This window comes from Halovulum sp. GXIMD14793, assembly GCF_054457435.1.
In genome coordinates this window covers 1-22,815 of the sequence record NZ_JBTLNE010000033.1, presented here as the reverse complement: position 1 = coordinate 22,815, position 22,815 = coordinate 1, and the positions used below count along the sequence as shown (strand labels likewise).

At 58.6% G+C, this 22,815-nt stretch carries 19 protein-coding genes and 1 tRNA gene; 12 read left to right on the top strand and 8 right to left on the bottom strand.

The annotated features are described in order from the left end of the window. Nucleotides 1-71 precede the first annotated feature (71 nt). Nucleotides 72-1,712, bottom strand: coding sequence for a L,D-transpeptidase family protein (locus ACW9UQ_RS10950; RefSeq protein ID WP_458931056.1), 1,641 nt, complete (start codon nucleotides 1,710-1,712; stop codon nucleotides 72-74). A 333-nt stretch (nucleotides 1,713-2,045) separates the two neighbouring features. Here ACW9UQ_RS10950 and ACW9UQ_RS10945 point away from each other — a divergent pair, with 333 nt between their 5' ends. The 6 genes from ACW9UQ_RS10945 (at nucleotide 2,046) to ACW9UQ_RS10920 (ending at nucleotide 9,046) form a co-directional block, all read left to right on the top strand. Then, nucleotides 2,046-2,618 carry a YcbK family protein gene (locus ACW9UQ_RS10945; protein WP_458931055.1) on the top strand — a complete coding sequence of 191 codons (573 nt, stop codon included), beginning with the start codon at nucleotides 2,046-2,048 and terminating at the stop codon, nucleotides 2,616-2,618. Nucleotides 2,619-3,084: 466 nt separating this feature from the next. Continuing rightward, nucleotides 3,085-4,362 (top strand): imelysin family protein, encoded by a 1,278-nt coding sequence (locus ACW9UQ_RS10940; protein WP_458931054.1) that lies wholly within the window; start codon nucleotides 3,085-3,087, stop codon nucleotides 4,360-4,362. 21 nt (nucleotides 4,363-4,383) lie between these two features. Further along, entirely contained in the window at nucleotides 4,384-5,916 is a 1,533-nt protein-coding gene (locus ACW9UQ_RS10935; RefSeq protein ID WP_458931053.1) for a di-heme oxidoreductase family protein, read from the top strand. Continuing rightward, the gene (locus ACW9UQ_RS10930) at nucleotides 5,913-6,929 is read left to right on the top strand and encodes an imelysin family protein (RefSeq protein WP_458931052.1); all 1,017 of its coding nucleotides are present in this window, start codon (nucleotides 5,913-5,915) and stop codon (nucleotides 6,927-6,929) included. Before ACW9UQ_RS10935 ends, ACW9UQ_RS10930 begins: the two co-directional genes overlap by 4 nt. Further along, a complete protein-coding gene (locus tag ACW9UQ_RS10925; RefSeq protein WP_458931051.1) occupies nucleotides 6,929-8,002 on the top strand; it encodes a DUF1513 domain-containing protein in 1,074 nt (357 codons plus the stop codon). The genes ACW9UQ_RS10930 and ACW9UQ_RS10925 overlap by 1 nt, the downstream gene beginning before the upstream one ends. A 192-nt stretch (nucleotides 8,003-8,194) precedes the next feature. Next, nucleotides 8,195-9,046 (top strand): class I SAM-dependent methyltransferase, encoded by an 852-nt coding sequence (locus tag ACW9UQ_RS10920; RefSeq protein ID WP_458931050.1) that lies wholly within the window; start codon nucleotides 8,195-8,197, stop codon nucleotides 9,044-9,046. 65 nt (nucleotides 9,047-9,111) lie between these two features. Here the strand turns inward: ACW9UQ_RS10920 and ACW9UQ_RS10915 are convergent, their stop codons facing one another. The 3 genes from ACW9UQ_RS10915 to ACW9UQ_RS10905 all read right to left on the bottom strand — a co-directional run bounded on the left by ACW9UQ_RS10915 (nucleotide 9,112) and on the right by ACW9UQ_RS10905 (nucleotide 11,952). Beyond that, nucleotides 9,112-9,705: a superoxide dismutase gene (locus ACW9UQ_RS10915; RefSeq protein ID WP_458931049.1), complete on the bottom strand. Its 594-nt coding sequence runs from the start codon at nucleotides 9,703-9,705 to the stop codon at nucleotides 9,112-9,114. 253 nt (nucleotides 9,706-9,958) lie between these two features. Continuing rightward, nucleotides 9,959-11,119 carry a ribonuclease D gene (gene rnd / locus ACW9UQ_RS10910; protein ID WP_458931048.1) on the bottom strand — a complete coding sequence of 387 codons (1,161 nt, stop codon included), beginning with the start codon at nucleotides 11,117-11,119 and terminating at the stop codon, nucleotides 9,959-9,961. A gap of 71 nt (nucleotides 11,120-11,190) precedes the next feature. Continuing rightward, complete coding sequence (locus ACW9UQ_RS10905; protein ID WP_458931047.1) at nucleotides 11,191-11,952, bottom strand: sensor histidine kinase; 762 nt, start codon at nucleotides 11,950-11,952, stop codon at nucleotides 11,191-11,193. A gap of 190 nt (nucleotides 11,953-12,142) precedes the next feature. On the opposite strand from ACW9UQ_RS10905, the gene ACW9UQ_RS10900 reads away from it, so the two are divergent. The 6 genes from ACW9UQ_RS10900 to ACW9UQ_RS10875 all read left to right on the top strand — a co-directional run bounded on the left by ACW9UQ_RS10900 (nucleotide 12,143) and on the right by ACW9UQ_RS10875 (nucleotide 17,666). Next, on the top strand, nucleotides 12,143-13,573 hold the full coding sequence (locus ACW9UQ_RS10900) for a protein adenylyltransferase SelO (RefSeq protein WP_458931046.1): 1,431 nt from the start codon (nucleotides 12,143-12,145) through the stop codon (nucleotides 13,571-13,573). Nucleotides 13,574-13,576: 3 nt separating this feature from the next. After that, on the top strand, nucleotides 13,577-14,326 hold the full coding sequence (locus ACW9UQ_RS10895; protein ID WP_458931045.1) for a hypothetical protein: 750 nt from the start codon (nucleotides 13,577-13,579) through the stop codon (nucleotides 14,324-14,326). Between the two features lie 81 nt (nucleotides 14,327-14,407). Beyond that, entirely contained in the window at nucleotides 14,408-15,019 is a 612-nt protein-coding gene (locus tag ACW9UQ_RS10890; RefSeq protein WP_458931044.1) for a hypothetical protein, read from the top strand. Further along, a complete protein-coding gene (locus ACW9UQ_RS10885) occupies nucleotides 15,012-15,959 on the top strand; it encodes a glycosyltransferase family 2 protein (RefSeq protein ID WP_458931043.1) in 948 nt (315 codons plus the stop codon). Before ACW9UQ_RS10890 ends, ACW9UQ_RS10885 begins: the two co-directional genes overlap by 8 nt. After that, on the top strand, nucleotides 15,956-16,843 hold the full coding sequence (locus ACW9UQ_RS10880) for a glycosyltransferase family 2 protein (RefSeq protein WP_458931042.1): 888 nt from the start codon (nucleotides 15,956-15,958) through the stop codon (nucleotides 16,841-16,843). The genes ACW9UQ_RS10885 and ACW9UQ_RS10880 overlap by 4 nt, the downstream gene beginning before the upstream one ends. A gap of 157 nt (nucleotides 16,844-17,000) precedes the next feature. Further along, entirely contained in the window at nucleotides 17,001-17,666 is a 666-nt protein-coding gene (locus ACW9UQ_RS10875; protein ID WP_458931041.1) for a hypothetical protein, read from the top strand. 41 nt (nucleotides 17,667-17,707) lie between these two features. Here ACW9UQ_RS10875 and ACW9UQ_RS10870 read toward each other — a convergent pair whose 3' ends face one another. The 4 genes from ACW9UQ_RS10870 to ACW9UQ_RS10855 all read right to left on the bottom strand — a co-directional run bounded on the left by ACW9UQ_RS10870 (nucleotide 17,708) and on the right by ACW9UQ_RS10855 (nucleotide 22,734). Beyond that, nucleotides 17,708-19,621, bottom strand: a complete 1,914-nt coding sequence (locus tag ACW9UQ_RS10870; RefSeq protein ID WP_458931040.1) for an acyl-CoA synthetase — start codon at nucleotides 19,619-19,621, stop codon at nucleotides 17,708-17,710. 80 nt (nucleotides 19,622-19,701) lie between these two features. Next, the gene (locus ACW9UQ_RS10865) at nucleotides 19,702-21,477 is read right to left on the bottom strand and encodes an ABC transporter transmembrane domain-containing protein (protein WP_458931039.1); all 1,776 of its coding nucleotides are present in this window, start codon (nucleotides 21,475-21,477) and stop codon (nucleotides 19,702-19,704) included. A 93-nt stretch (nucleotides 21,478-21,570) separates the two neighbouring features. Then, nucleotides 21,571-21,644 (bottom strand) — tRNA-Gly (locus tag ACW9UQ_RS10860). A 211-nt stretch (nucleotides 21,645-21,855) separates the two neighbouring features. Beyond that, nucleotides 21,856-22,734 carry a hypothetical protein gene (locus ACW9UQ_RS10855; protein ID WP_458931038.1) on the bottom strand — a complete coding sequence of 293 codons (879 nt, stop codon included), beginning with the start codon at nucleotides 22,732-22,734 and terminating at the stop codon, nucleotides 21,856-21,858. Nucleotides 22,735-22,815 lie beyond the last annotated feature (81 nt).

Here is a 22,815-nt window from a genome sequence, read left to right as displayed (position 1 = left end):
CTCCGGCTTGAAACAATCAGGGCGGCAGGTGACCCGCCGCCCCGGCAAACCAAGACCTAAGCGCTCAGAGGTCAGCCATCAACCTTGGGCAGCGTCACACCGACTTTTTCCAGCGCACGGAACACACGCTGATCGCGTCCATAGACATCGCCGCGGAACTGCGGAACGCCATCCTCATCAACCCAAGCGGACTGATATGTCAGGTAGATCGGCACCGGCGTCTTAAGATTAAGCTGCCGCTCACGCCCGCTATTCAGATATGAGCGGAAAAGTGCCTTGGGATCTTCGGATTGCGGTGCCAGCAGTGCATAGGCCAGCTCGAACGGTTTGTGAACGCGGATACAGCCGTGGCTGAAGGCGCGCACATCGCGGTTGAACAGGCTTTTGGACGGCGTGTCATGCAGATAGATGTGGAACTGGTTCGGGAACATGAACTTCACCTTGCCAAGCGCGTTACGGCTGCCCGGGCGCTGCTTGATAATGAAGGGGAAGTTGCGTTTGTTGAACTGGCTGAAATCCACATATTTCGGGTTCACCACAGTCCCGTTACGCGTCATGATCTGCATTGACCCGCCCAACGAACCTGGGTTGCGGCGCAGTTTTGGTAGCATTTCCTCAGTCGCGATAGAGCGTGGCACATTCCAGGTCGGGTTTACGACCATATGCGTCATCTCATCATTGAATTCCTGGCTGCGGTGTTTGTTCTTACCAATCACCGTCCGCGACCAGAAGGTCACCTTGCCATCATCAATCACTGAAACCGAAAAATCAGCCTGATTGACATAGATATGCCGTTTACCGCGCTCTAGGTTAAGCCAGCGCTGGCGTTCCAGATTGACCAGTACCTGTTTCAACCGATCTTCAGGGTCGGCGTTGATGGCAGCAAGCGTGGCCGGACCAACAACACCGTCATCATTCAGACCGTGACGCAGCTGAAAAGTCTTTACCGCTTCAACCAGTTCTTCGTCGTAAGTGTCGGATTCGCCATATGCGCGGCTTTCCATCCGCTCCAGACGGGCGCGCAGCGAGGTGATCCGCGGCGACACAGCACCGGGTTTCAGCGATTTGCCGCTTGGCACATCCTCGCCCCAGCCACCGGTCAGGATCAGCGTTTCAAGCCGCCGCTTCTCGCCCAGCAGTTTCGAATAATCCGGGTGCTTTGGGGCCAGACCAGCCAAGACAAAGCTTGGGTTGGCGGTCTTGGCCATCTCGCCCATGACAGCGGCGACATCAAGCGGCGGGCGTTTGATAACGATATCACGATCAACGCTGCGCGGCTCCAGCAATCCTGTACCGATCTCGCGCGCATAAATCAGAAAGGCGCGACTTGCAGCCAAATCAGCATCGGGTGCGCTTATGGCCGGATCAATCAAAATGGCACGAAGTGTTTCGGTGTCATAGTGATCTTCGGGCAGACCATGATCATGCGCTGCCCCCAACGCATCCAACAACGCCATGCGCTTTGGCTGTGTCCATATGGTTTCGAAGTCATTCGCTTCGTAAAAGGCGAACAACTCTTCTTCGGCCTTGGCCTCTTCCAGGGCATCTTTCATCGCCTGAGCGCGCGGGGTAAGCACTACCTCCAACACTGGAGTGGCTTCACCCTCTATCGTCGCAACCTCAGTCGCGGGTGGCTGGTCTTGTCCAAATGCCGCCACCGACACGAAAGCAGAAACAAAAACGGCGCTGGCGCCGCACAACCCCAAACGCATCAAATTCACACTCCTGGTCACGATTCCGACTACTCCGACGATAAAAGACAGTGCGCACAAAGATAGCGATCTGCCCAAGGTTTCAACAGCGGGGGTAGCTCATCCCAAGCAGAAAGTCCCCAAGCGTGTACTTTGCGCCTCAGGTCTTATTTCCGGCTGCCAGGCCATCTTGCGTCACCATTCCGCAACGATTCGGCGGAAATCCGCTGAAATCATTTGTGATTGAACCTTAAAAGCTTGGCAGATTCAGTGACCTTTGTCATAGTCTGACCACTCGCACTCTATAAGCAACCAGCTGGGCAACAGCGACACAAAAAAATGAAGCAGGCAAAAATGATCAAACCTTCGTTACCGCAAGGGACCCGGAGAGCATTCCTCGGAGGCGTTTTCGCAAGCGTCGCCGTAACAGCCGCCCCTTACTATGCCAACGCAGCAGGCTTTCTGCGCGGTGGTGGTGATATCCGTCGTGTGAATCTACGTTCCGCACGTACCAGCGAAGCCGTCGACACCATCTATTGGGTTGAAGGCAAGTACATCAAAGAAGCTTTGGCCGAGATCAACTGGTTCATGCGCGACTGGCGCCAGAACGAAGTGATCCGCTATGACGCCCGAAATATCGACATCATGGCAGCCACGTTGCGCCTGATGGATACGGACGAGGCTTACAACGTCGTTTCTGGTTATCGCAGCCCCGCCACCAACCGGATGATATCCCGGACGAACCGGGGCGTTGCACAGAATTCCTACCACATGAAGGGAATGGCTGCTGACCTGAAGCTGAAGTCGCGTTCCATCCACACCATGGCCAAGGCGGCCTTGGCCTGCAATGCAGGTGGTGTTGGCAAATACGGTCGGTCGAATTTTGTTCATATGGATTGCGGCCCAGTTCGGACCTGGCGCGGCTAAAGCGATACCTTATTAAGACTGTTCAGCGCCGTCGCGGCATGCCTGCTTTTGCGACGGCTCTTGTGCTTTGAGTGCCCATCCAGTCACCTCCGCTATTCACCCTGAAACCGATTACATATATTTTATAGTGACTTATATTCTTTTGTTCTCCCGGAACTAAAGCGTTTCGGGATAAATCTGAGACACAAGTTTATCCCGAAACGCAGTGATAAGCCTATAGGGTGTACGCGTTTCGATTTTATGCGATGTCTCAAGGTAAACTCGAAACGCTTTAGCACACTCACTCTCACTTTTGTTAGCTCCCCCAATCTCTCCGAACACAGCCCCTAGCTACATGCCGGTAAGCATAGCAGTCTTACGTGCCATTTTCCGACAAAACGACTCAGGTTGACTTGCCTGACTGTTTAAGTCAGAAAAATGGGAGCTGCCGGTTGCGGCTTTATCAAAGCGTTAAAAGGACACTCCCATGGCTTCATATCGACCAATTTTTCACCTGACGACACTTGCACTGGGCCTGTCCATACCGGCCCTTTCCGTGGCCGAAACCGACAAGGCCGCGGTTTTGAATACCTATGCTGATATCGCCCTGGCCGGCTATCAGGACAGCCTGTCCACAGCAACAAACCTGCATAAGGCACTTGAAGCATTGGTAAACTCTCCATCTGCTGAGAACATGCAGGCGGCGCGCGCTGCTTGGCTCGCCTCTCGTGTCCCCTACCAGCAAACTGAAGTCTATCGCTTTGGCAATGCCATCGTCGATGATTGGGAGGGCAAGGTAAATGCCTGGCCGCTGGACGAAGGTCTGATCGACTATGTTGATGCGTCTTATGGCGGTCCATCGGATGAAAACGAACTGGCCACGCTGAACGTGGTTGCCAATGCCAAGTTCTCAGTCGGAGGCACCGAGGTTGATGCGACCGAGATCACACCCGAACTGCTGGCTGATGCGCTGCACGAAGCGGACGGTGTCGAGGCGAATGTTGCCACCGGCTATCATGCCATTGAGTTTCTGCTCTGGGGACAGGACCTAAACCGTCATGCCGCCGGTGCAGGTGCCCGGTCCTGGACGGACTATGCCAAGGGTGATGACTGCACCAACGGCAATTGCGATCGGCGCGGGGCGTATTTGCTGGCCGCCTCTGAACTTCTGGTCAGTGATCTGGAGTGGATCGTTGATCAGTGGGACGCCGATGGCGAGGCACGCACAACCCTGACGGCAAACCCGGATGCCGGGATTTCGGCCATGCTGACCGGCATGGGCTCTCTGTCCTACGGCGAACAGGCCGGGGAACGGATGCGTCTTGGCCTGATGCTGAACGATCCCGAGGAAGAGCATGACTGCTTCTCCGACAACACCCATAACAGCCACTACTATGATGGTCTGGGCGTACAGAACGTATATCTGGGCGAATATGTCCGGGTAGATGGAACGCTGGTGTCCGGCCCGTCCCTGTCGGATCTGGTTGCGGCAACCGATGCCGATCTGGATGCTGAAATGCGCGGCAAACTGGCTGTCACCATGCAAAAGCTGGGCCGGATCAAAAGCACAGCGGAAGCGGGTTTCGCCTATGACCAGATGCTGGAGCGCGGCAATGCTGCCGGTGAAGCCCTTGTCATGGGCGGCGTGAACGGATTGATCGACCAGACCAAGAGCATTGAGCGCGTCGTCGCGGCACTGGGTCTGGAAGGGATCGAGTTTGAAGGGTCCGACAGTCTCGACAATCCTGACGCCGTGTTCCAGTAATAGGCAAACCCCGAGGGGACCATGCGCCTGACGACCCTGAATACCTACCGGAGCGCGGCCTTTCTGGCCGCGTTCCTTGTTTTCCCGGCCCTATCCGGCCCGCTGGATGAGCCGCATCTGAAGATTATCCCTAGAACAGCAGAGGAAACGGCGCGGATTGCCAAGGTCACCGCCCCGGCGACGGATTTCTCGGCCCCCTCCCCTTACGAGGTGAACTCTGCTGGCGCTGCCACGGTTCGGGTGCGCCGCAACGCAGATGCGTTTTCGCAATCCTCAGCCAATCTGGATTTCGAGGGGGAGTTGAATTTCAAGGTCGGTAACGGTCTGTTTCGCAAGATCTGGGTCTCCTCGCCCTCCTCGACCCTGGCCTCGGATGGGTTGGGGCCGCTCTATAACGCGCGGTCCTGTCAACGCTGCCATCTGAAAGACGGGCGCGGTCATCCGCCAGAGGGGCCCGACGATAGCCGTGTCTCCATGTTCCTGCGGGTCTCTGTCCCCGGTCTGCCTGAAGATGCGGTGGCCGAGATCGAGGATTACATCGCGACCCGTGCAGAGCCGACCTATGGCACTCAGATGCAGGATTTCGGCGTGCCTGGTCATCCGGCCGAATATCGGCTGGATGTGCAGTATGAGGAGGTTGAGGTAAAGCTGTCAGATGGCGAAACCGCCTGGCTGCGCCGCCCCATCTACACCGCCTCCAATCTGGGCTATGGCGCCCTGCATCCTGACGCAATGCTCAGCCCCCGTATCGCCCCGCAAATGATCGGCCTGGGCCTGCTGGAGGCGATCCCGGCAGCGGACATTCTGGCCCATGCGGACCCCGATGATACAGATGGCGATGGCATTTCCGGGCGTCCCAATATCGTCTGGTCGGTAGAGTATGAGATGCCCATGCTGGGCCGGTTCGGGCTGAAGGCCGGGTCGCCAACCGTCCGCCATCAATCCGCCGGGGCGTTTGCCGGGGATATTGGCATCTCCAACCCCCTGTTCCCCGATCCAGCCGGTGAATGCACCCCCCGGCAGAAAAACTGCCGCAATGCCCCGCATGGGGATGGCGATGCGCGCGGGTTCGAGGTGGATGACGAAGGCCTTGATCTGGTAACCTTTTACAGCCGTAACCTTGCTGTACCCGCACGGCGCAATGCCGATGACCCGGTCGTTCTGCGCGGCAAAGAACTGTTCCACAGCACCGGCTGTACCGGCTGTCACACACCGGCCTATGTCACCCACCGGATGGAAGACCGGCCAGAGCACAGCTTTCAACTGATCTGGCCCTATACCGACCTGCTGCTGCACGATATGGGCGAAGGTTTGGCCGATAACCGCCCCGAAGCGCGGGCCACGGGCACCGAATGGCGCACACCGCCGCTATGGGGCGTCGGGCTGACCAAGCAGGTTTCCGGCCACAGCTATTTCCTGCATGATGGCCGCGCGCGTTCGTTGCTGGAGGCAGTCCTGTGGCATGGCGGAGAGGCCGAAAGCCATAAACAAACCGTGATTGATATGAGTAGCGAGGACCGCAAGGCCCTGATCGAGTTTCTGGAGAGCTTATGAAGCAGTTCGTTCGTCTCGCTCTATTATTGCTTGCGCCCTCTATGGCTCAGGCTGAAACGGCTGACCCATTGGTTCGCCGGGTGGTTCAGGACCATGTTCTGCCCCGCATGGACACATTCGCAAACAACGCGAAATCTCTGGCTGACGCGGCCCGGGATGATTGCGATCCAAACACGTCGCCAAGCCTCCTATACCTCTATGGCAGTGCATTTGATGGCTGGATCGCAGTCAGCCATCTGCGATTTGGCCCGGCGGAAAAGGACAATCGCGCCTATGCCCTTGCCTTCTGGCCGGATCCACGCGGCAAAACACCGCGCGCACTTTCCAAACTGATGGCTGACCGGGATCCGATTGCCGAGACCGCCGAAACCTATCGAGATGTCTCAATTGCCGCGCGCGGTTTTTACGCGCTGGAGTTTCTGCTTTATGATCCGTCATTCGCCGAAAAGGACAAGGATTATACCTGCCTGCTGATCAAAACAATCAGCGCCGATATCGCACATAACGCGCAAGATATCCGCGACGATTGGCGGAGTATTTATGGTCAGATGGTGTCAACCCGATCCGAAGATCGTGGCTTGTACAATAATGAAGACATGCTTCGGTCGCTTTTCAATGCGTTATCAACAGGTCTGCAATTTGACTCTGAGACCCGTCTGGGGCGTCCCCTTGGCACATTTGACCGCCCGCGCCCGGGCCGGGCCGAAGCGCGGCGCTCTGGTCGTTCTGTGCGGCATCTAGATATTAGTCTGGCATCGTTGCATGACCTTGCCCTGACGATGTCAAACAAGGACACCGAGTTGATGGAGGGGGTCAGCACGGCGTTTCAGCAGGCATATGACCAGATTGACGCCCTCGACGATCCTGTCTTTGCCAGCGTGGCAGAGCCAGCCGCGCGCCTGAAGGTCGAGATTATCCAGCAATCCGTCAACAATATCCGGGATATCGTGCGGGGACGGCTTGGCCCAAAACTTGGCGTCGCCGCAGGGTTCAATGCGATGGATGGCGACTGATGCCATCCCGCCGGGGGTTTCTGGCCGGCCTGGCCGCCACCGGACTGGCCCCAGCCGCAAGCTGGGCCGAGGCAGGCAATCCGACCTTTCTGGCCGCCGCACAGCTTTCCGATGAAACCTATTGGCTGTTTGGCCTATCCGATACCGGGGCCGAGGTGTTTCGCCTGCCCCTGCCCGGCCGTGGCCATGCCGCCAGCGCTCATCCAACCCGGCCCGAAGCCGTCGCCTTTGCCCGCCGCCCGGGCAGATTTGCGCTAGTGATTGATTGCGCCAATGGCCGCGAGGTGGCGCGCCTGACCGCCCCCGATGGACGGCATTTCTATGGGCATGGCACGTTTTCTGCCGACGGCACGCTGCTCTTTACCTCGGAAAATGATTACGAGGCCGCACGAGGCGTGATAGGCGTCTGGGACCGGGCGGCAGGCTATGCCCGAATTGACGAGTTTGCTTCGGGCGGGATCGGCCCGCATGATATCCTGCTGATGCCCGATGGCCAGACGCTGGCAGTGGCCAATGGCGGCATCGAAACCCACCCCGAGGCTGGCCGGACCAAACTGAACATCCCGACCATGGCCCCCAATCTGGCCTTTCTGAGCCTGTCAGGACACTTGCAGGACAAGGTCGAGTTGCCATCTGATATGCACAAGAACTCCATCCGGCATCTGGCGGTCTCGGACGCTGGTGATCTGGCCTTTACCCTTCAATGGCAGGACGAGGGTCTGTCACCACCTCTGCTGGGGGTGGTTCAGGTCGGCGGCGCGCCCCGCCTGATGCAGGCACCGGTAGAGCAGCATCGCCGGATGCAGGGCTATGGCGGCAGCGTAGCGATCTCGCCCGATGGCCGTATGGCCGCTGTGACCTCTCCGCGTGGCGGGGTGATGCAGGTTTTTGACACCGCCGAGGGAAACCTTCTGGATCAGATTGAAGCTCAGGATATCTGCGGCGTCAGTTTTGCCGCGACAGACATGATTGCCACGACCGGCACCGGACAGGTTCTGCGGCTTGGAGTGGATGGCCGCGTTTCGGCCAAGCATGAATGCGCCTGGGATAACCATCTGATTGCTATTGGGTAGTCCGGGCCTAAAGTATCCCGTCCGTTTCGCAGGCCTACCTACAACTGAATGTTTAAATGGATGGGAAATCCACTGCTATGAAAGGCACGGTTTCTCAGTTTGGAACCAAGAAGCCTTAAACAACAGTGTTTACGGCGTTTTAACCAAGTTTCACCAGCCTCTGTCCGTCAATCACAAAAGCGGAACAGCCTCATGCCCCCCTCTACCCTGTCTCTTTCCACCTCGCCCGATGTCGAAACACATGTTCGATCTTTCTATGATGATTTCGGCTGGACCGGCGCAGATGGCGCTAAGGGCGAGGATGTATCATTTCGCAAGTTCCGCCCCGGCTACTATCCCTATCACGCGGCTGTTGAGGCCCGCACGCAAACGGCGATGCAGCCCCTATCCGGGGACCTGTTGATCGTTGGATGTGGCGACATGCCTGACAGCCATATCGACATCGCCAAACGGTTCGACAGCACGACCTGTCCGGATATCTCGCAAAAAGCGCTGGATATTGCCGCCCGGCGGCTGCCGGGGGCGTCGACGCAACTTGGCTCTATTCTGTCTGGTGACATCCCGGAAAACAGCTTTGACACCGTGTTTTGCGCCCATGTTCTTTATCACATTGACGCCAAACAGCAGGCCAAAGCCATGCAGGAGATGCTGCGTGTGGTCCGCCCCGGCGGTAAGGTCGTGGTGATCTATTCCAACCCCCGCTCTCCCCTGCGCTATCTGTGCAGCGTGGCAAAACGCGTAAACTCTGCGCTGGCAAGGGCGATGGGTCGGCGGCAGCAACATCGCAGCCGCAGCGGTCAGGACCGACCGGCGCTTTACTTTGTCGCCCATCCGCTGAAATGGTGGCAGCAGTTTCGCGACCGCTCCGAAATTCAGATGTCCCCCTGGGACATCATCGGCTCATTCGAAGAACGACAGTTGATCCATGGTGATGGCATGGCCCGCATCTTTTATGCTTTTGCCAGTTGGGTAGAGCTTCGCTTCCCTGGGCTGGCCGTGCGCCTTTGGCAATATCCACTGATCATACTGACCAAGACGCGTTGATAGGCCAAACATATACAAAAACCCTCCGCGATCTCTCGCGGAGGGTCATAGGCATATCGGCGCGATTACATGCGCGACGCAACGTTTTCCCAGTTTACCAGATTGTCCAGGAAGTTGGTCAGATAGGCCGGGCGCTTGTTGCGGAAATCAATGTAATAGGAATGCTCCCACACATCGCAGCCCAAGAGCGTGGTCTGACCAAAGCAAAGTGGGTTCACGCCATTTTCGGTCTTGGTCACTTTCAGACTGCCGTCTTTGTCCTTGACCAGCCAACACCAGCCTGATCCGAACTGCCCTGCGCCAGCGGCGGAAAACTCCTGCTTGAACGCGTCAACCGACCCGAAAGCCTCGGTCAGGGCTGCTTCGACTTCGCCCGGCATTCCGGTCTTGCCCATCATCGCCCAGAACTGCGTATGGTTCCAATGCTGCGAGGCATTGTTGAAAATACCGGACTGCGCCACCGCACCGTCCTGATAGGTTCCCTTGACGATCTCCTCCAAAGAGCGGTTTTCCCACTCCGTCCCGGCGATCAGCTTGTTGCCATTGTCGACATAGGCCTTGTGGTGAATATCGTGGTGATATTCCAGGGTTTCTTTCGACATACCAGCATCGGCCAGTGCGTCATGGGCGTATGGAAGATCGGGAAGTTCAAAAGCCATTTTGAGTGCCTCTTTCATTTTGCTGTCTGATGCCCCCTCCGGGCGCTCACCGGGATCATATATGCTCCGGGTGCATCGGGGAAAGACCAGAAAGGAAATTTATATCGGCGGCTTGAGGGCCCCGTCGGTTTTGAGGTTTGTCTATTTGGGTTCACATAAGGTCGCCGGTGAGATACCTTAAACGATGCGACCTTTAAGCGCGCAGTGCTGCGCCAGCTGTCAGATGGCGGCCTCTATGGTGCAGAGATCGCCCTTACAGATCGACGGTTTCCACACCATTCTTCCCCACCGTCAAGCCGATCTCTCCATGGCAAAGCCGCAAAGCATCGGCACCAAATACCTCGTTGCGCCAGCCGCGCAGCAAAAGCAGATTCTCCATATCACCAGACGCCAGTGCATCAAGGTCGGCAGAGGTCGCAATCAATTTCTGAGCAACGCCAAAATCGCCGGAACGAGCCTTTAGAAGCACGCGCAGCAATTCGGGCAGACCTTCAGCCGGGGCATTGCGTTTGTGAGGCGGCGGCGGCTTCGGCAGATCGTCTTTGTCCATAGACAACGCCCGCTTGACCGCCTCAACGATCTGCGTCGCAAGGGGGTCCTTGCGCGCCTCGCGCTGCAGCAGGCGGGCGCGGCTGAGGTCTTCGATGCTTTGCGGTTGGGCACCCGCCAGTTCCAGGATCACGTCATCCTTGAAAATACGTCCGCGCGGCACATTTCGCTCACGCGCCGTTACCTCTCGTAATTCGGCCAGTTCCCGCACAATACCCGCAAAACGTGGCGAGGAAGAGCGCATTCTGACCCGCTGCCAAGCCTCGCGCGGCTCAACGATATAGGTCTCGGGGCTGGTCAGAACCGCCAATTCCTCTGCCACCCAGGAGGCGCGACCGGTTTCCTCCAGCTTTTGTGAAAGATGTTCATAGATACCCCGCAAATGGGTCACATCGCCGAGCGCATATTTCTTTTGCCGATCGCTAAGCGGACGACGGCTCCAATCGGTAAAGCGAGAGGATTTGTCGAGTGACGCCTTGCAGATCGACCGAACCAAAGTTTCATACCCCACCTGCTCACCATAGCCGCAGACCATTGCGGCAATCTGTGTATCGAACAAGGGCGTTGGCAGAGCGCCATGATCCACATAGAAAATCTCAAGATCCTGCCGCGCGGCGTGAAACACCTTGACGACGGAGGGATCATCAAAAAGCGCGTATAGCGGATCAAGCTTCAGGTCATCTGACAGAACATCAACCAGAACGGCACTGTCCTCTCCCTCCCCCGGGACGGCCAGTTGAACCAGGCATAGCTGAGCGAAATACGTCCTTTCGCGCAGGAATTCGGTATCTACGGTGACATAGGCGTGTTGCCGTGCGTCGGCACAAAACGCGGCGAGGTGTTCGGTTGTCGTCAGAGTTCGCATCAAAGTTTTATACTACCACCTTAACCGGCGGGCCAAGGTGTAGTTTTTGCCAAGGCTAGACTGCCGTGACGTCATGCCTCTGGCGTCTGGTGGAATGTTATCGTCACACAGGTGCCACCCGCAGGACCCGCTGTGCCAATTTCCAGGTCAGCATGGGCCAACCCGGCGGCCCGAACAACCTTGGCCAGCCCGAGACCCGAGGTGTCAATCGGTTCATCGCTGGAAAGCTTCTCGAAAGGTTCGAAGATACGGGTGCGATCCTCAACAGCGATACCGGGGCCATTATCGGTCACCGATATGCGAAGGATGCCTTCACTTTGGTCCAGAAAAACAGCGACGTAGCCCGTCGGATTGTCGTTGTGGATCACCGCATTGGTGATCAGTTCCGTCAGCATCAGGTCAAACAAGTCAGCGTCGCAAGAAAGCAGCCCTGTCTGCCCATGCAATTCAATCACGCAAGGACCATCGGGGAACAGGCGGGGGACAAGCGCCTCCAGTTGGTCCCGCGGGCAGAAGCGATGCGGAACACACGGGTGATAGCGCAGTGCTTCAAAGGCCGTCATATCGGCAAGAAACCGCTCCACCCGGCAGGCCTGACGGATGATCGCGCGCAAATTTGGGGCGATTGCGTCCGGGTCGGTCTGCCCGCTGGCCACCTGATCCTCGATCCAGTTCGGCAGGTTCTGGATGACGCGCAAGGGTGGAAGGATTTCGTCCTGACTGCGGCGGAGAAAATCAGGGCCTGCAATGCGCACAGCGCGGGCGCGGATCGGCGTGGCAGGCGAATGAGCGCGAGACGCAGGTGCGTCAGCAGACGGATTGGACAAAATCATTGGTTACGCATCCGGACGATGTTGGGCGCCTGGACTCCTTGTTAAGCAAGACCCACGCACAACACTCGATCAATGCGGTTAATCTATGATTAAGTCGGGGTACGATTGCGGCAAAGCAGAAAGCCGCGACAACACCCCGCCAGTCGCGTAGGGTGGGTTTAAACCCACCCTACCTGATGCTCCCGGACCTATGCGCAAGACATTCGATAACAGCTATTCCCGCTTGCCTGACCGGTTTTATAGCCGCCAATCGGCAGCCGATGCACCACAGCCAAACCTGATCGTCTTAAATCACCCATTAGCCGACAGCCTTTGCCTGCCAGTGCCTAACAACAAAAAGGACCAAGCCCGTTTTTTTTCCGGGGCCGCCCTTCCTGACAGCGCCGAACCGCTGGCCATGGCGTATGCCGGGCATCAGTTCGGCCAGTTTAATCCACAACTGGGGGATGGGCGCGCGCTGCTGATCGGCGAAATCCTCGACCCAGACGGACAGCGCTTTGATATCCAGATGAAGGGCACCGGGCCAACGCCCTTTTCCCGTCAGGGCGACGGGCTGGCCGCGCTTGGCCCGGTCCTGCGGGAATATCTGATGTCAGAGGCGATGCACGCCCTTGGCGTTCCCACCACCCGCGCCCTTGCCGCGATTACCACCGGTCAGCCCGTATGGCGAGACACCAAACTGCCCGGGGCCATCCTGACCCGCGTGGCCAGCAGCCATCTAAGGATCGGTACATTTCAGTATTTTGCCGCAAGGCAGGATCTGGATGCGCTGCGAGCCCTGACCGACTATGCCATTGACCGGCATTATCCCAAGGCGGCAGAGGCCGCGCGGCCCGCACTGGCGTTGCTATCGGCCGTAACAGCCGCACAGGCGCGATTGATCGCGCATTGGATGCAGATCGGTTTTGTTCACGGGGTGATGAATACGGATAATTGCACCATCTCTGGCGAAACCATCGACTATGGCCCTTGTGCTTTTCTGGATGAATACAACCCGGCCAAGGTGTTTTCATCCATCGACCGTCAGGGCCGGTATGCTTATCAGAATCAACCTGTTATCGGTCAATGGAACCTGGCGCGTCTGGCCGAGGCGTTGCTCGCCATGATCGATCCGGACCCACAAACCGCCATTGATCTTGCGACACCGGTTATCGAGGGCTTTCCCACCATATACAAAACCGCCTGGCAGAACCGGCTCGGCGCCAAATTCGGCATATCCAACCCGACGCCCGCCGACGGTGACGTCATGGTCCGTTTCCTGGACATGCTGACAAAAGCCGAGGCGGATTTCACCCTCAGCTTCCACCATCTGAGCAATGCAGTCGATGGCGATGCGGGGCCACTTTGCGATCTGCCCGGCTTCGCCGCATGGCAAAAAGACTGGCGCTCCAAGCTGGCAGTCGATGCCGCCTCCAGGATGGCCACAGCAAACCCAGTGCTAATCCCCCGCAATCACTGGATCGAGGCTGTCATCTCCGCCGCCCTAAACGAAGACTTCTCCCTGTTCCACGAAATGCTAAAGGCCTGCCAGACTCCATTCGACCCAGACATGGCAACATCCAGATTTGCCGCCGCCCCAAAACCAGAAGAGCGTGTGTTTGCCACGTTCTGCGGCACCTGACATATGGGGCCGGATTTTATCGGCATCGGCCTGCAGAAAAGCGGCTCGACCTTCCTATACCAGGCGCTGGCCGCGCATCCCGGCATCACCTTTCCTGCCACAGCGCAGCGACTTGGCCGCGCCGCGCCTGTTATCGATGGCGTGACGGTCAACACCCTACCGAAGGAAGTGCATTTTCTGAAAGGCCGAAACGAGGCCATCGGCTGGCCAGCCTATCTTAGCCTCTTCCCCAAAAGCGCTGGCATCAGTGGCGAGATCACCCCGCTTTACGCCACCGCCGGGCGCGACCGCATCGCCCAATTGCGCCAGTATTGCCCGGATATCCGCGTCTTTGCCCTGCTGCGTCATCCGGTGGAGCGGGACTGGTCAGCGATCCGCATGATTGCAAAGCGGCAAGGTGTGCTGGCGGCTGACGAGGCCTTGCTGCGCATTGCAGACCTGCCGCAGGTGCAGCAGATGGGGAATTACCTGCCGCAGTTGCGAACATGGTCGCAGGCCCTGCCCACCGAACAACTGCAGTTCTTCAGCCAAGCGCAACTGGCCAAGGAACCTGCCCAAGTAATCGCCGCAGTGGTGCGCCATATCGGGGCCGATCCGGTTCTGCTACCGCCCCCGCCGCCACCGGCTCATATCGGGCCACAGCGTGCCTGTCCGGCGGTCTTGCGCGACAGGCTGGTTGAGCGTCACGCGCCCCGGCTTGAGGGGATTGCCGATCTAACCGGCATCCAATTTCACAATCAAACCACGATCTGACAGAAATTCGATCACCCAAAAGTTGTCAGCGCGGCAAAATTGTCTAAACTCGGTCTGCTGAACCAGTTTAGGACATCTGTTATGATTGCCACCTCGCTTGTCCGCAAGCTTTCCCCCCTGCCGCGCAATCGACCGAGCACCCATGACCTGCTGCAGGAGGAGATACCCTCAATCTTTCGCGCCCGTCCCGGCGGCGATCAGGCGCAACCACTGACGCAGGATCGGACCCGGGTTGGCCAGCGCAGCGATCTGACATTCGAGGCCGGGTCCGGTCTGAACGCTTCCATCCACTGGCCCCTGAAACGGAACCCGGCCCTCAGCCCGCCGGAGTTTCAGCGCCAGCTGCAGATTGACCTGACCGACCCCGGATCATCGGGTTGGCTGGCCCTGGTGATCCCGATAGATACGGCAGCCCTGATGCACGCCCGCCATCTGTTTTGGGAACTGGCCGGACAGGCGGATGCCGTGCGGCCCCTGATGCTGGAACTGCGCAACCATCCGCCGGGCCGCCCTCACAACGCCCATGCGCTTGGGCAGGTAGAGCTTGGCCCGGATCGCAGTGTGGCCTCCAGAACGCTGGACATTACAAAGATCAGCATCGCGGCAGATGCGACCACTGCGCTGCATATCTTTCTGCCACTGGCCGCCGGGGCGCGTGTGACCCTGGATTATATTCTGGCCCATCATGACTGAGATCGCACCGCGCATCGCGGCCATTGTCTGCACGCATAATCGCGCACGGCAATTGGCCGCCTGCCTGCAGGCATTGGCCGATCTGGCAGAACCCGTTGGCGGGGCCAAGATCATTGTTGTCGACAATGCTTCAGGTGACGACACACCCGCGATCCTTAAGCAGGCACAGGCCGCAAACCCGCGCTTGCGCATCGTTACAGAACCGACGCTTGGTCTGGTCCATGCCCGCAACGCCGGGCTGGCGGCGACAAACGCACCGCTGGTCGCCTTTACCGATGATGACGCGACGCCGGAACCGGACTGGCTGTGCCGGATCTGCGATCTGTTTGATCAGATGCCTGAAACCGTCGCCGGGCTTGGCGGTGAGATAGAGCCGGTTTGGCCGCAGGACCCGCCCGAATGGCTGACCATCGACATGCTGCGGCTGCTATCCGCCCGGCTGGGCTGGTCGCTGTCGCCGCGCTATCTAAAGCCCGGGGAATGGATCTGCGAGGCAAACTGCGCCTATCGCCGCGACAGGCTGGTGCAGTATGGCGGCTTTCCCACCCAGCTTGGGCGGATTGGTACCTCGCTTCTGTCCGGCGAAAACGCGGTCAACCAAAGGATGGAGCAGGACGGCCAGCGCTTTTACTTCGACCCAACCCTGCGGGTGCGCCACCACATCGCGGCAGAGCGCATCAGCAAAGCCTGGCTGCGCAAGCGGATGTTCTGGCAAGGTGTCACCAGCTATCTGGTCGATGAGTATCTGTCCGAGGGTGCAGCCCTTGCCGTCAACGACCTGCCGGTGCCGCAGCCCCGCCATCTGACCCTGCCCTGCGCGCCCAAGGCCTGGGCAAATACCTTTAGCGACACCCATACAGGCAGCTTTGCCGAGGTTCTGCCAGACCTTTGGTCATTGGGCTACACATTGGCAAGCCAGGGACTGGTGGGCGGAAGATGAGTGATCTGAGCCTTGTCTTTGCCACCATCGACCGTGCCTATGCGGCAGAGCGCCTGATCCTGTCGGCACGCCGGTATTTTCCCGATCTGCAGATCCTGGTGGCCGAGCAGACAGACACGCCCACCCCCTTGGCTGCGTTCTGCACGGATCTTGGCGTGCGGCATCTGTCCCTGCCCCATGACAGCGGCGTGACCGTTGCGCGCAATGCGCTGGTCAGGGCAGTGGAAACGCCGTTCTTTGTTCTTTGCGACGATGATTTTGTCCTGACCGAGGCCACGGATTTCGCCCCGGCGCTGCATATTATGCATCACAATCCACAGATCGGCGTCGTTGGTGGGCGTCTTTGGGATATCCATAGCGGCGATACGCGCCATCCCCGGCACTGGGAGATGTTCCTGAACCTGGATCGCGAACACGGCACATTGACCGCGCTGCCGATCCAGAACCTTGCACCGATCGCAGGGCAATGCGGCCCCTATCGCTATCTGCAATGTGACGCGGTTCTGAATTTTGCCGTCATGCGGCGGGCGATGTTCTCGGACATGGTTCGCTGGGACCCGCAGTTTCGCTGCAATGGTGAGCACGAGGATTTCTATCTGACCCTCAAACATCACAGTGATTTCAAGGTGGTCTATTATCCCGGCATGGTCGCCGATCATCACCATATCTCGTCCCCGGCCTATGCAAGGCTGCGCGACCGGGCTGAGGGTTGGCAGGCCTTTATGGAGAAATGGCAAATCACCCAGCATCTTGAGGTGGATGAGGCCTTGCAGACCCGCGACGCACCGGGCCGGATGCAACCGGCGGTAGAGGCGCGTGAGGGGTTTGCGAAATTGCTGAACCCGGCTGGGCCGAATGCCGCCCGGACACCAAACATGTGCTGACAGCCAATGGTACATTGATCGCCGCCGGACCCGCCACACACCAGCGCCCTTTGCGGGCCACCCTCGCGGTTTACGGACCCGGGGCTGTGGTGGCGATGCCCGAGCCACCGGCCCCGCAAGCTGTCGCCCCCCTCGCCCGCCATGCTTGGATGACCTCTTGGTTTTTTCCGCCCATACGCCTGTCGCCGGGCCGGATCTGGATCACACCATCTGGCTGCGCGTTGAGCACCGGTTCAATCGGCAGGTGCCGCGTACCGGGATGGCCCTGTCGCTGCGGCTGCGATGGCGGATTGGTCAGCGCTACCTGACTTGGGAAGGCACCCCGGTAAGGGTAGATCTGCCGCAAGGCGCGGCACCCGATTGGCTGGCCATTCAGGGCCAACCGCCCTTCCTCTTGCCAAAGGACAAACTTGTGATGCTGGAGGTTTGGGCAGAAGGCCGCGATATGCGGCTGCTGACGCAATGTCCGATCCTGACCATCGAGGATTGCCAGACCAACCCTGCCCCTTTGCTCGGCTGGACGTTTGATACAGCCTGCGGCTCGGACACCGCCTATGCGGTTACACCGGACCTGCTGGGTCCGGCTGATGGGCCGCGACTAGGCTTGCTGACGGTCTCGGGTCTGGAGCAAGCCCAGGTCGAAACCGGTGCCAGCGCGCCGTTACTGGCCCTGCCCTCACAGATTTCGGACTGCTTTGCCGGGCTTGCCATTCCACCGGTTGAGGCGGATCAAAGCCCTGGTGTCACCATCCATCCGGCGCCACCGCCGCATCCAGCACAGCCGGACGTCTCAAAGCTGAGGCGGACCAGCGCGCGGGGCTGAGGCGGGGATATTGTTCCCGCCAGAGCATGTCTAAGCCCAAACTACTCCTGCCACTGCCAAGGTCGGTAGAAGCTGCCCAGTACATCGGTGACAGCCTCGTCACTGACCGACGCATTGCCCTTGACAAGTTGCGCGGTCAACCCACGGCGCTTGTCCTCAACCACCTCAGCAACGCTGACATCCAGATCAGCCTCTTTCAGGGCCGCGTCAAACACCCGCTTGATCGCCATCTTGCGCAGATCAGGTTTGAAAATCTTGCCAACAGCTGTCTTGGGCAGTTCATCAAGGACTTCCAGATATTTCGGCTGTGCCGCACGTTCGCCGATATGCTCCTTGGCATAGTCCAGCAACGCCTCGACCTCGACCTCCGCCCCGTCGCGCAATTCGACATAGGCGCAAGGCAGTTCGCCGGAATGGGCATCCGGCTGACCGATAGCACCGACAAAGGCCACCGCCTCATGACCCATCAGGGCCTCTTCGATTTCTGCAGGGTCAATGTTATGGCCGCCGCGAATGATCAGATCCTTGGCCCGACCGGTGATCCAAAGGTATCCGTCGCTGTCGATCCGGCCAAGATCGCCGGTGCGCAGATATTTCTCATCGGCAAACAGGTCTTTATTCCGGTTCGCCTCGATATAGGTCCGCCCGGCCAGGACACCGGGGTTGGACACGCAAATCTCGCCGATTTCATCCGTATCGCAATCCTTGGTCACGTTGCCCTCTGCATCCATATGCAAAATGCGGACATCGCAATATGGGAACGGAATACCGACCGAGCCGACCTTGCGCTCCCCGCCCGGCGGATTGATCGAGACCAGACAGGTCGCTTCCGTCATTCCGTAGCCTTCAAGGACCTGAATGCCGGTCGCGTCCTCAAACTTGCGGAACAGCTCAACTGGCATGGGCGCAGAGCCTGAAACGCCCTGCACAAGCGACGAGATATCCGCATCGACAGGACGCTGCATCAGTGCTGCCGCAGCGGTCGGCACGGTGATCATGAATGTGCCCTTGTAGCGTTCAATCAGCTTCCAGAAATTGTCAAATACGCCATCGCCGCGATACCCCGCCGGGGTCGGCAGCACCATATGCGCGCCAGCGTTCAGACAGGACATGAACACTGGGTAGGCCGCAAAAACATGGAACATCGGCAAAGGACAGATAAGAACGTCTTTTTCGGTGAACATATAGGAATGGCCGCACCAGCCATTGTAGATCATCCCTCGGTGCATATGTTGTGCTACTTTCGGCATGCCGGTGGTGCCACCGGTGTGGAAATAGGCGCCGATCCGGTCCTGATCCCAGCCGTCAAACGCCAGCTTGTCACCATTTTCAGCCGCAATCGCTGTGTTGAAATCCAGTACCTTGGCCTTGACACCCTCTACCGGTTTGGGGCGCAGCAGCGGCACCAGCCAACTGGTGGGCGGTGTCAGATACCGCTTTAGGTCAACCTGCAGCACATGGGTGATATTGGGTGCGTGCTTCAGCGCCTCCATCACTTTTCCATTGACGTCAGTCTTGGGAAACGGGGCCAGCGTCACCACAACCTTGGCACCGGTTTCATGCAGGATCGCGCCGATATGTTCCGGGTCGAGAAGCGGGTTGATCGGGTTAACAATCCCTGCTGTTGCCCCGGCCAGAAGGGTGATCGGTGCCTCGTTGCAATTCGGCAGTACATAGGAAACCGCATCTGTCTCGCTAACGCCAAGCTTGCGAAACAGGTTCGCCGCCTGGGTGACCTGACGCTTTAACTCGGTCCAGCTTAGGGTTTCTTTCTTGTCATTCGGGCCAGACTTGATCTGAAAACTGACCGCCGGGCGGCTGCCAAACTCTGCCTCGGTTTTGCTGAGCTGTTCATAAAGCGTCTGGACCGGCCAGCGCTTTTCGAATGGCATCTCGTTTTCGATTGCAAGTTTGTCGGCCACATTGGCAATGGCACCGGGTTTCGCTTCGGCCACGAGAATTCCTCCGTTGGTTTTGCAGCTGTCCCGCCGCTTCGCGCTACAGGATGCGGATAATTGACCGAACAGGCAAGCCCTCAGGCCGCATGACCATCAGTAAACTGCAGCCGGGCCAAACGTGCATAAAGCCCGCCTTCGGCGACCAGGGCATCATGCGTGCCATTGGCAACGATCTTTCCGTCCTGCATCACAACGATCCGATCCGCCTTTTTCACCGTTGCCAGTCGGTGCGCGATGATCAGCGTCGTCCGCCCTTCGGCCAGTGTTTCAACGGCTTGCTGCACCAGATGTTCGCTTTCCGCATCCAGGGCCGAGGTCGCCTCGTCCAGCAAAAGCACCGGGGCATCGCGCAGGATGGCGCGGGCAATGGCAATGCGCTGTTTCTGGCCACCTGACAGCATCACACCGCGTTCCCCGACATAGGTGTCATAGCCCTGCGGCAGCGCGGTCAGGAAGTCATGCGCAGCGGCCGCTTTTGCTGCCGCCTCGACCTCCGCATCGGTTGCGCCGGGGCGGCCAAAGCGGATGTTGTCCCGGGCCGATGCGGCAAAAATCACCGCATCCTGCGGCACCAGCGCAAAATGCTGGCGCAGGCTGGCGCGCGTCATGGTCGACACATCCAGGCCATCCAACACGACCTGTCCCTGATCAGGATCGAAAAAGCGCATCAGCAACTGGAACACGGTGGTCTTGCCCGCGCCAGATGGCCCGACCAGCGCCACGGTCTCACCTGGTGCGATCTCCAGGTTGAAATCCTGAAGGGCGGCGATCTCGGGCCGGGCGGGATAGTGAAACTGGACGCTGTCAAAGCTCAGCCGACCGTCGGCCCGCGCGGGTCCTGGCACCGGATCGGCCGGGTCCTTGACCGCATCTTCAACGGCCAGCAACTCAACCAACCGTTCCGTGGCACCGGCGGCGCGCTGCAACTCGCCCCAGATTTCCGACAAGGCCGCAACGGCCCCTGCAACCATCACAGAATAGATCACGAACTGGACCAGCTGCCCGGCGCTCATCACATCGGCACGAACATCGCGCGCCCCGATCCAAAGCACACCGACGATGCAGGAAAACACCACAAAGATCACAATCGCCGTCATGACGGCCCGCGTCGAAATCCGCCGCCGCGCCGCATCAAAGGCTTGTTCTGCCAGCCCGGCATAGGCGCTACGGGTCTCTGCCTCATAAGTGTAGGCTTGCACTGTTTGGGCCGCCAGCAACATCTCGGAGGCCTGGGCGGAACTGTCTGCGATCCGATCCTGACTGTCCCGGCTCAGCCGCCGAAGCCTGCGCCCCAGCGTCAGGATTGGCAAAAGGACCAGCGGCACCACCAAAAGTACGCCCATCGTCAGCTTGACCGAAGTAAACATCATCAATGTCAACCCGCCGACAAGGATCAGAAGGTTGCGCAGGGCAATAGACACCGAGGAACCGATCACCGACTGGATCAGTGTAGTGTCCGTTGTCAGACGGCTTAGGACTTCCCCGGTCATGATCTTTTCAAAGAAGGACGGGCTCATCACGATCACCCGGTCATAAACCGCCTTGCGGATATCGGTCACAACACGCTCACCCAGCCGGGTCACAAGGTAATAGCGCAGAGCAGTACCAACGCCAAGCAGCCCGGCAATGCCGACAGCAGCGGCAAAATAGGCATCCATCAGTTCCAAAGAACCGCCGGAAAAGCTGTCAACGACGCGGCGCACCGCCAAGGGCAGGATCAGCGACAGCGAGGCCGTAACCACCAGCGCCAGGATCGCAAGAGACAACAATCCCCGATATGGCGCGATAAACGGCATCAAGCCGCGCAAGGGGCCTATCTGTTTGGATTTTTCCCGCGGTTCTGTCTTTGCCATCGCTTTTCCCAGCTTGTTTTAGATGGTTTTAGAAAGCCGACTGCAGGGGTGCAACCCGCAAGGGCGCGGCATTTTGGGTCACCGGGGGAGGATTGGAGCGGGCGGCGGGAATCGAACCCGCGTCATCAGCTTGGAAGGCTGAGGTCTTACCACTACACAACGCCCGCGTAGAGGGGCTTGAGGTAATCCAAACCGCTTGGCGGGTCAAGCCGAACAGTGCTGCAACACGCATGTAGTCCAATGCGGACAGCCAGATCAGTGGTCTTCGAGTATGCTTAACGCCTAAACCGATCTACCGGCCCAGCATGTGGCGGTGGTTTAGCGAACGTTATCGGCCTTCCGCGCATTCGCCCGATTTCAACTGCGTCAGCTGCGCTGCTAATCCTCCAGAAACTGATCGCCGATCATGATCTGGTCAAGGTTGTTTTTATAGATCAGGTGTCGCAATTCCGGGCCGCCGCCGGATGGCCGTTGGATCAGCAGGCCATCCATAATTTCGTAGGTGCCGGCATTCTTGCCTTCATTCGATAAGGCAAAACCGCCACCAGCATCAAAGCTGCCCGACCCGCCGGTAAATCGGCTGCCCGCATATCGACCGCGTTTGTCAAAAACAGTCTCACTCGACGCGCCGACACCGCCTTGCATGCCAGAACCGGGCGAAAACCCGGAATAGGTCAGGCTGGAAATTGACCCGCTTATTCGGCTGCCATCTGGCAATACACTGACTTGTCGCATCTCCATGCCATCAGCCACCAGCATATCACCCTTACGTTTGATTTCTTCCACTTCGCCATTGGCGAAGATCAGGCGCAGACCGCGCCAGCCGGCCTGATAAACGCCCAAATTCGTATCACCAGCAGCGATCAGCGCTTCGATATCGGGCATGGCCAGCCCTTCGGGAGGTTCGCCATCATAAACGTACCCCTCGGGCCAGAAGACCAGATGTCGGTGATTTTGCCGCATTTGCATGAAACCATCCAAACCCAGGGTTGTATAATTCTCCCAGCCCCAAAAGACGCCTTCGTACTTACCCGGCCTCGGCGATGGCATCAGCGGCGACGCGCCCAAAGAAACAAACTTCATGCTGGAAAACAGAGGCAATACCACCTCCTGAAAGGTGGCCATTGTCTCGGTCACATCCTCCTCATCACGAGCCGGGCCGCGAAAGATCAGTAACTCGATCCGGTCGGGCAATTGTCCCGCAAGGAACATGTAAATCTGAACCGCCCCGGGTTTACCGGAGAGTGATTGGTTCAAAGGTGAGCCTTATGACAAAGAAGAAACATACCCCCGCTTATCCGGCCGAGCTGCGTGAACGCGGCATCCGGCTTTTCCGCG

Bases quoted from the DNA above. Each gene is read 5' to 3' on its own strand.
- ACW9UQ_RS10880 (WP_458931042.1), top strand. From the start codon at position 15,956: ATGAGTGATCTGAGCCTTGTCTTTGCCACCATCGACCGTGCCTATGCG.
- ACW9UQ_RS10890 (WP_458931044.1), top strand. From the start codon at position 14,408: ATGATTGCCACCTCGCTTGTCCGCAAGCTTTCCCCCCTGCCGCGCAAT.
- ACW9UQ_RS10915 (WP_458931049.1), bottom strand. From the start codon at position 9,705: ATGGCTTTTGAACTTCCCGATCTTCCATACGCCCATGACGCACTGGCC.
- ACW9UQ_RS10895 (WP_458931045.1), top strand. From the start codon at position 13,577: ATGGGGCCGGATTTTATCGGCATCGGCCTGCAGAAAAGCGGCTCGACC.
- ACW9UQ_RS10900 (WP_458931046.1), top strand. From the start codon at position 12,143: ATGCGCAAGACATTCGATAACAGCTATTCCCGCTTGCCTGACCGGTTT.
- rnd (WP_458931048.1), bottom strand. From the start codon at position 11,119: ATGCGAACTCTGACGACAACCGAACACCTCGCCGCGTTTTGTGCCGAC.
- ACW9UQ_RS10935 (WP_458931053.1), top strand. From the start codon at position 4,384: ATGCGCCTGACGACCCTGAATACCTACCGGAGCGCGGCCTTTCTGGCC.
- ACW9UQ_RS10920 (WP_458931050.1), top strand. From the start codon at position 8,195: ATGCCCCCCTCTACCCTGTCTCTTTCCACCTCGCCCGATGTCGAAACA.
- ACW9UQ_RS10945 (WP_458931055.1), top strand. From the start codon at position 2,046: ATGATCAAACCTTCGTTACCGCAAGGGACCCGGAGAGCATTCCTCGGA.
- ACW9UQ_RS10930 (WP_458931052.1), top strand. From the start codon at position 5,913: ATGAAGCAGTTCGTTCGTCTCGCTCTATTATTGCTTGCGCCCTCTATG.
- ACW9UQ_RS10950 (WP_458931056.1), bottom strand. From the start codon at position 1,712: ATGCGTTTGGGGTTGTGCGGCGCCAGCGCCGTTTTTGTTTCTGCTTTC.
- ACW9UQ_RS10905 (WP_458931047.1), bottom strand. From the start codon at position 11,952: ATGATTTTGTCCAATCCGTCTGCTGACGCACCTGCGTCTCGCGCTCAT.
- ACW9UQ_RS10885 (WP_458931043.1), top strand. From the start codon at position 15,012: ATGACTGAGATCGCACCGCGCATCGCGGCCATTGTCTGCACGCATAAT.
- ACW9UQ_RS10865 (WP_458931039.1), bottom strand. From the start codon at position 21,477: ATGGCAAAGACAGAACCGCGGGAAAAATCCAAACAGATAGGCCCCTTG.
- ACW9UQ_RS10925 (WP_458931051.1), top strand. From the start codon at position 6,929: ATGCCATCCCGCCGGGGGTTTCTGGCCGGCCTGGCCGCCACCGGACTG.
- ACW9UQ_RS10940 (WP_458931054.1), top strand. From the start codon at position 3,085: ATGGCTTCATATCGACCAATTTTTCACCTGACGACACTTGCACTGGGC.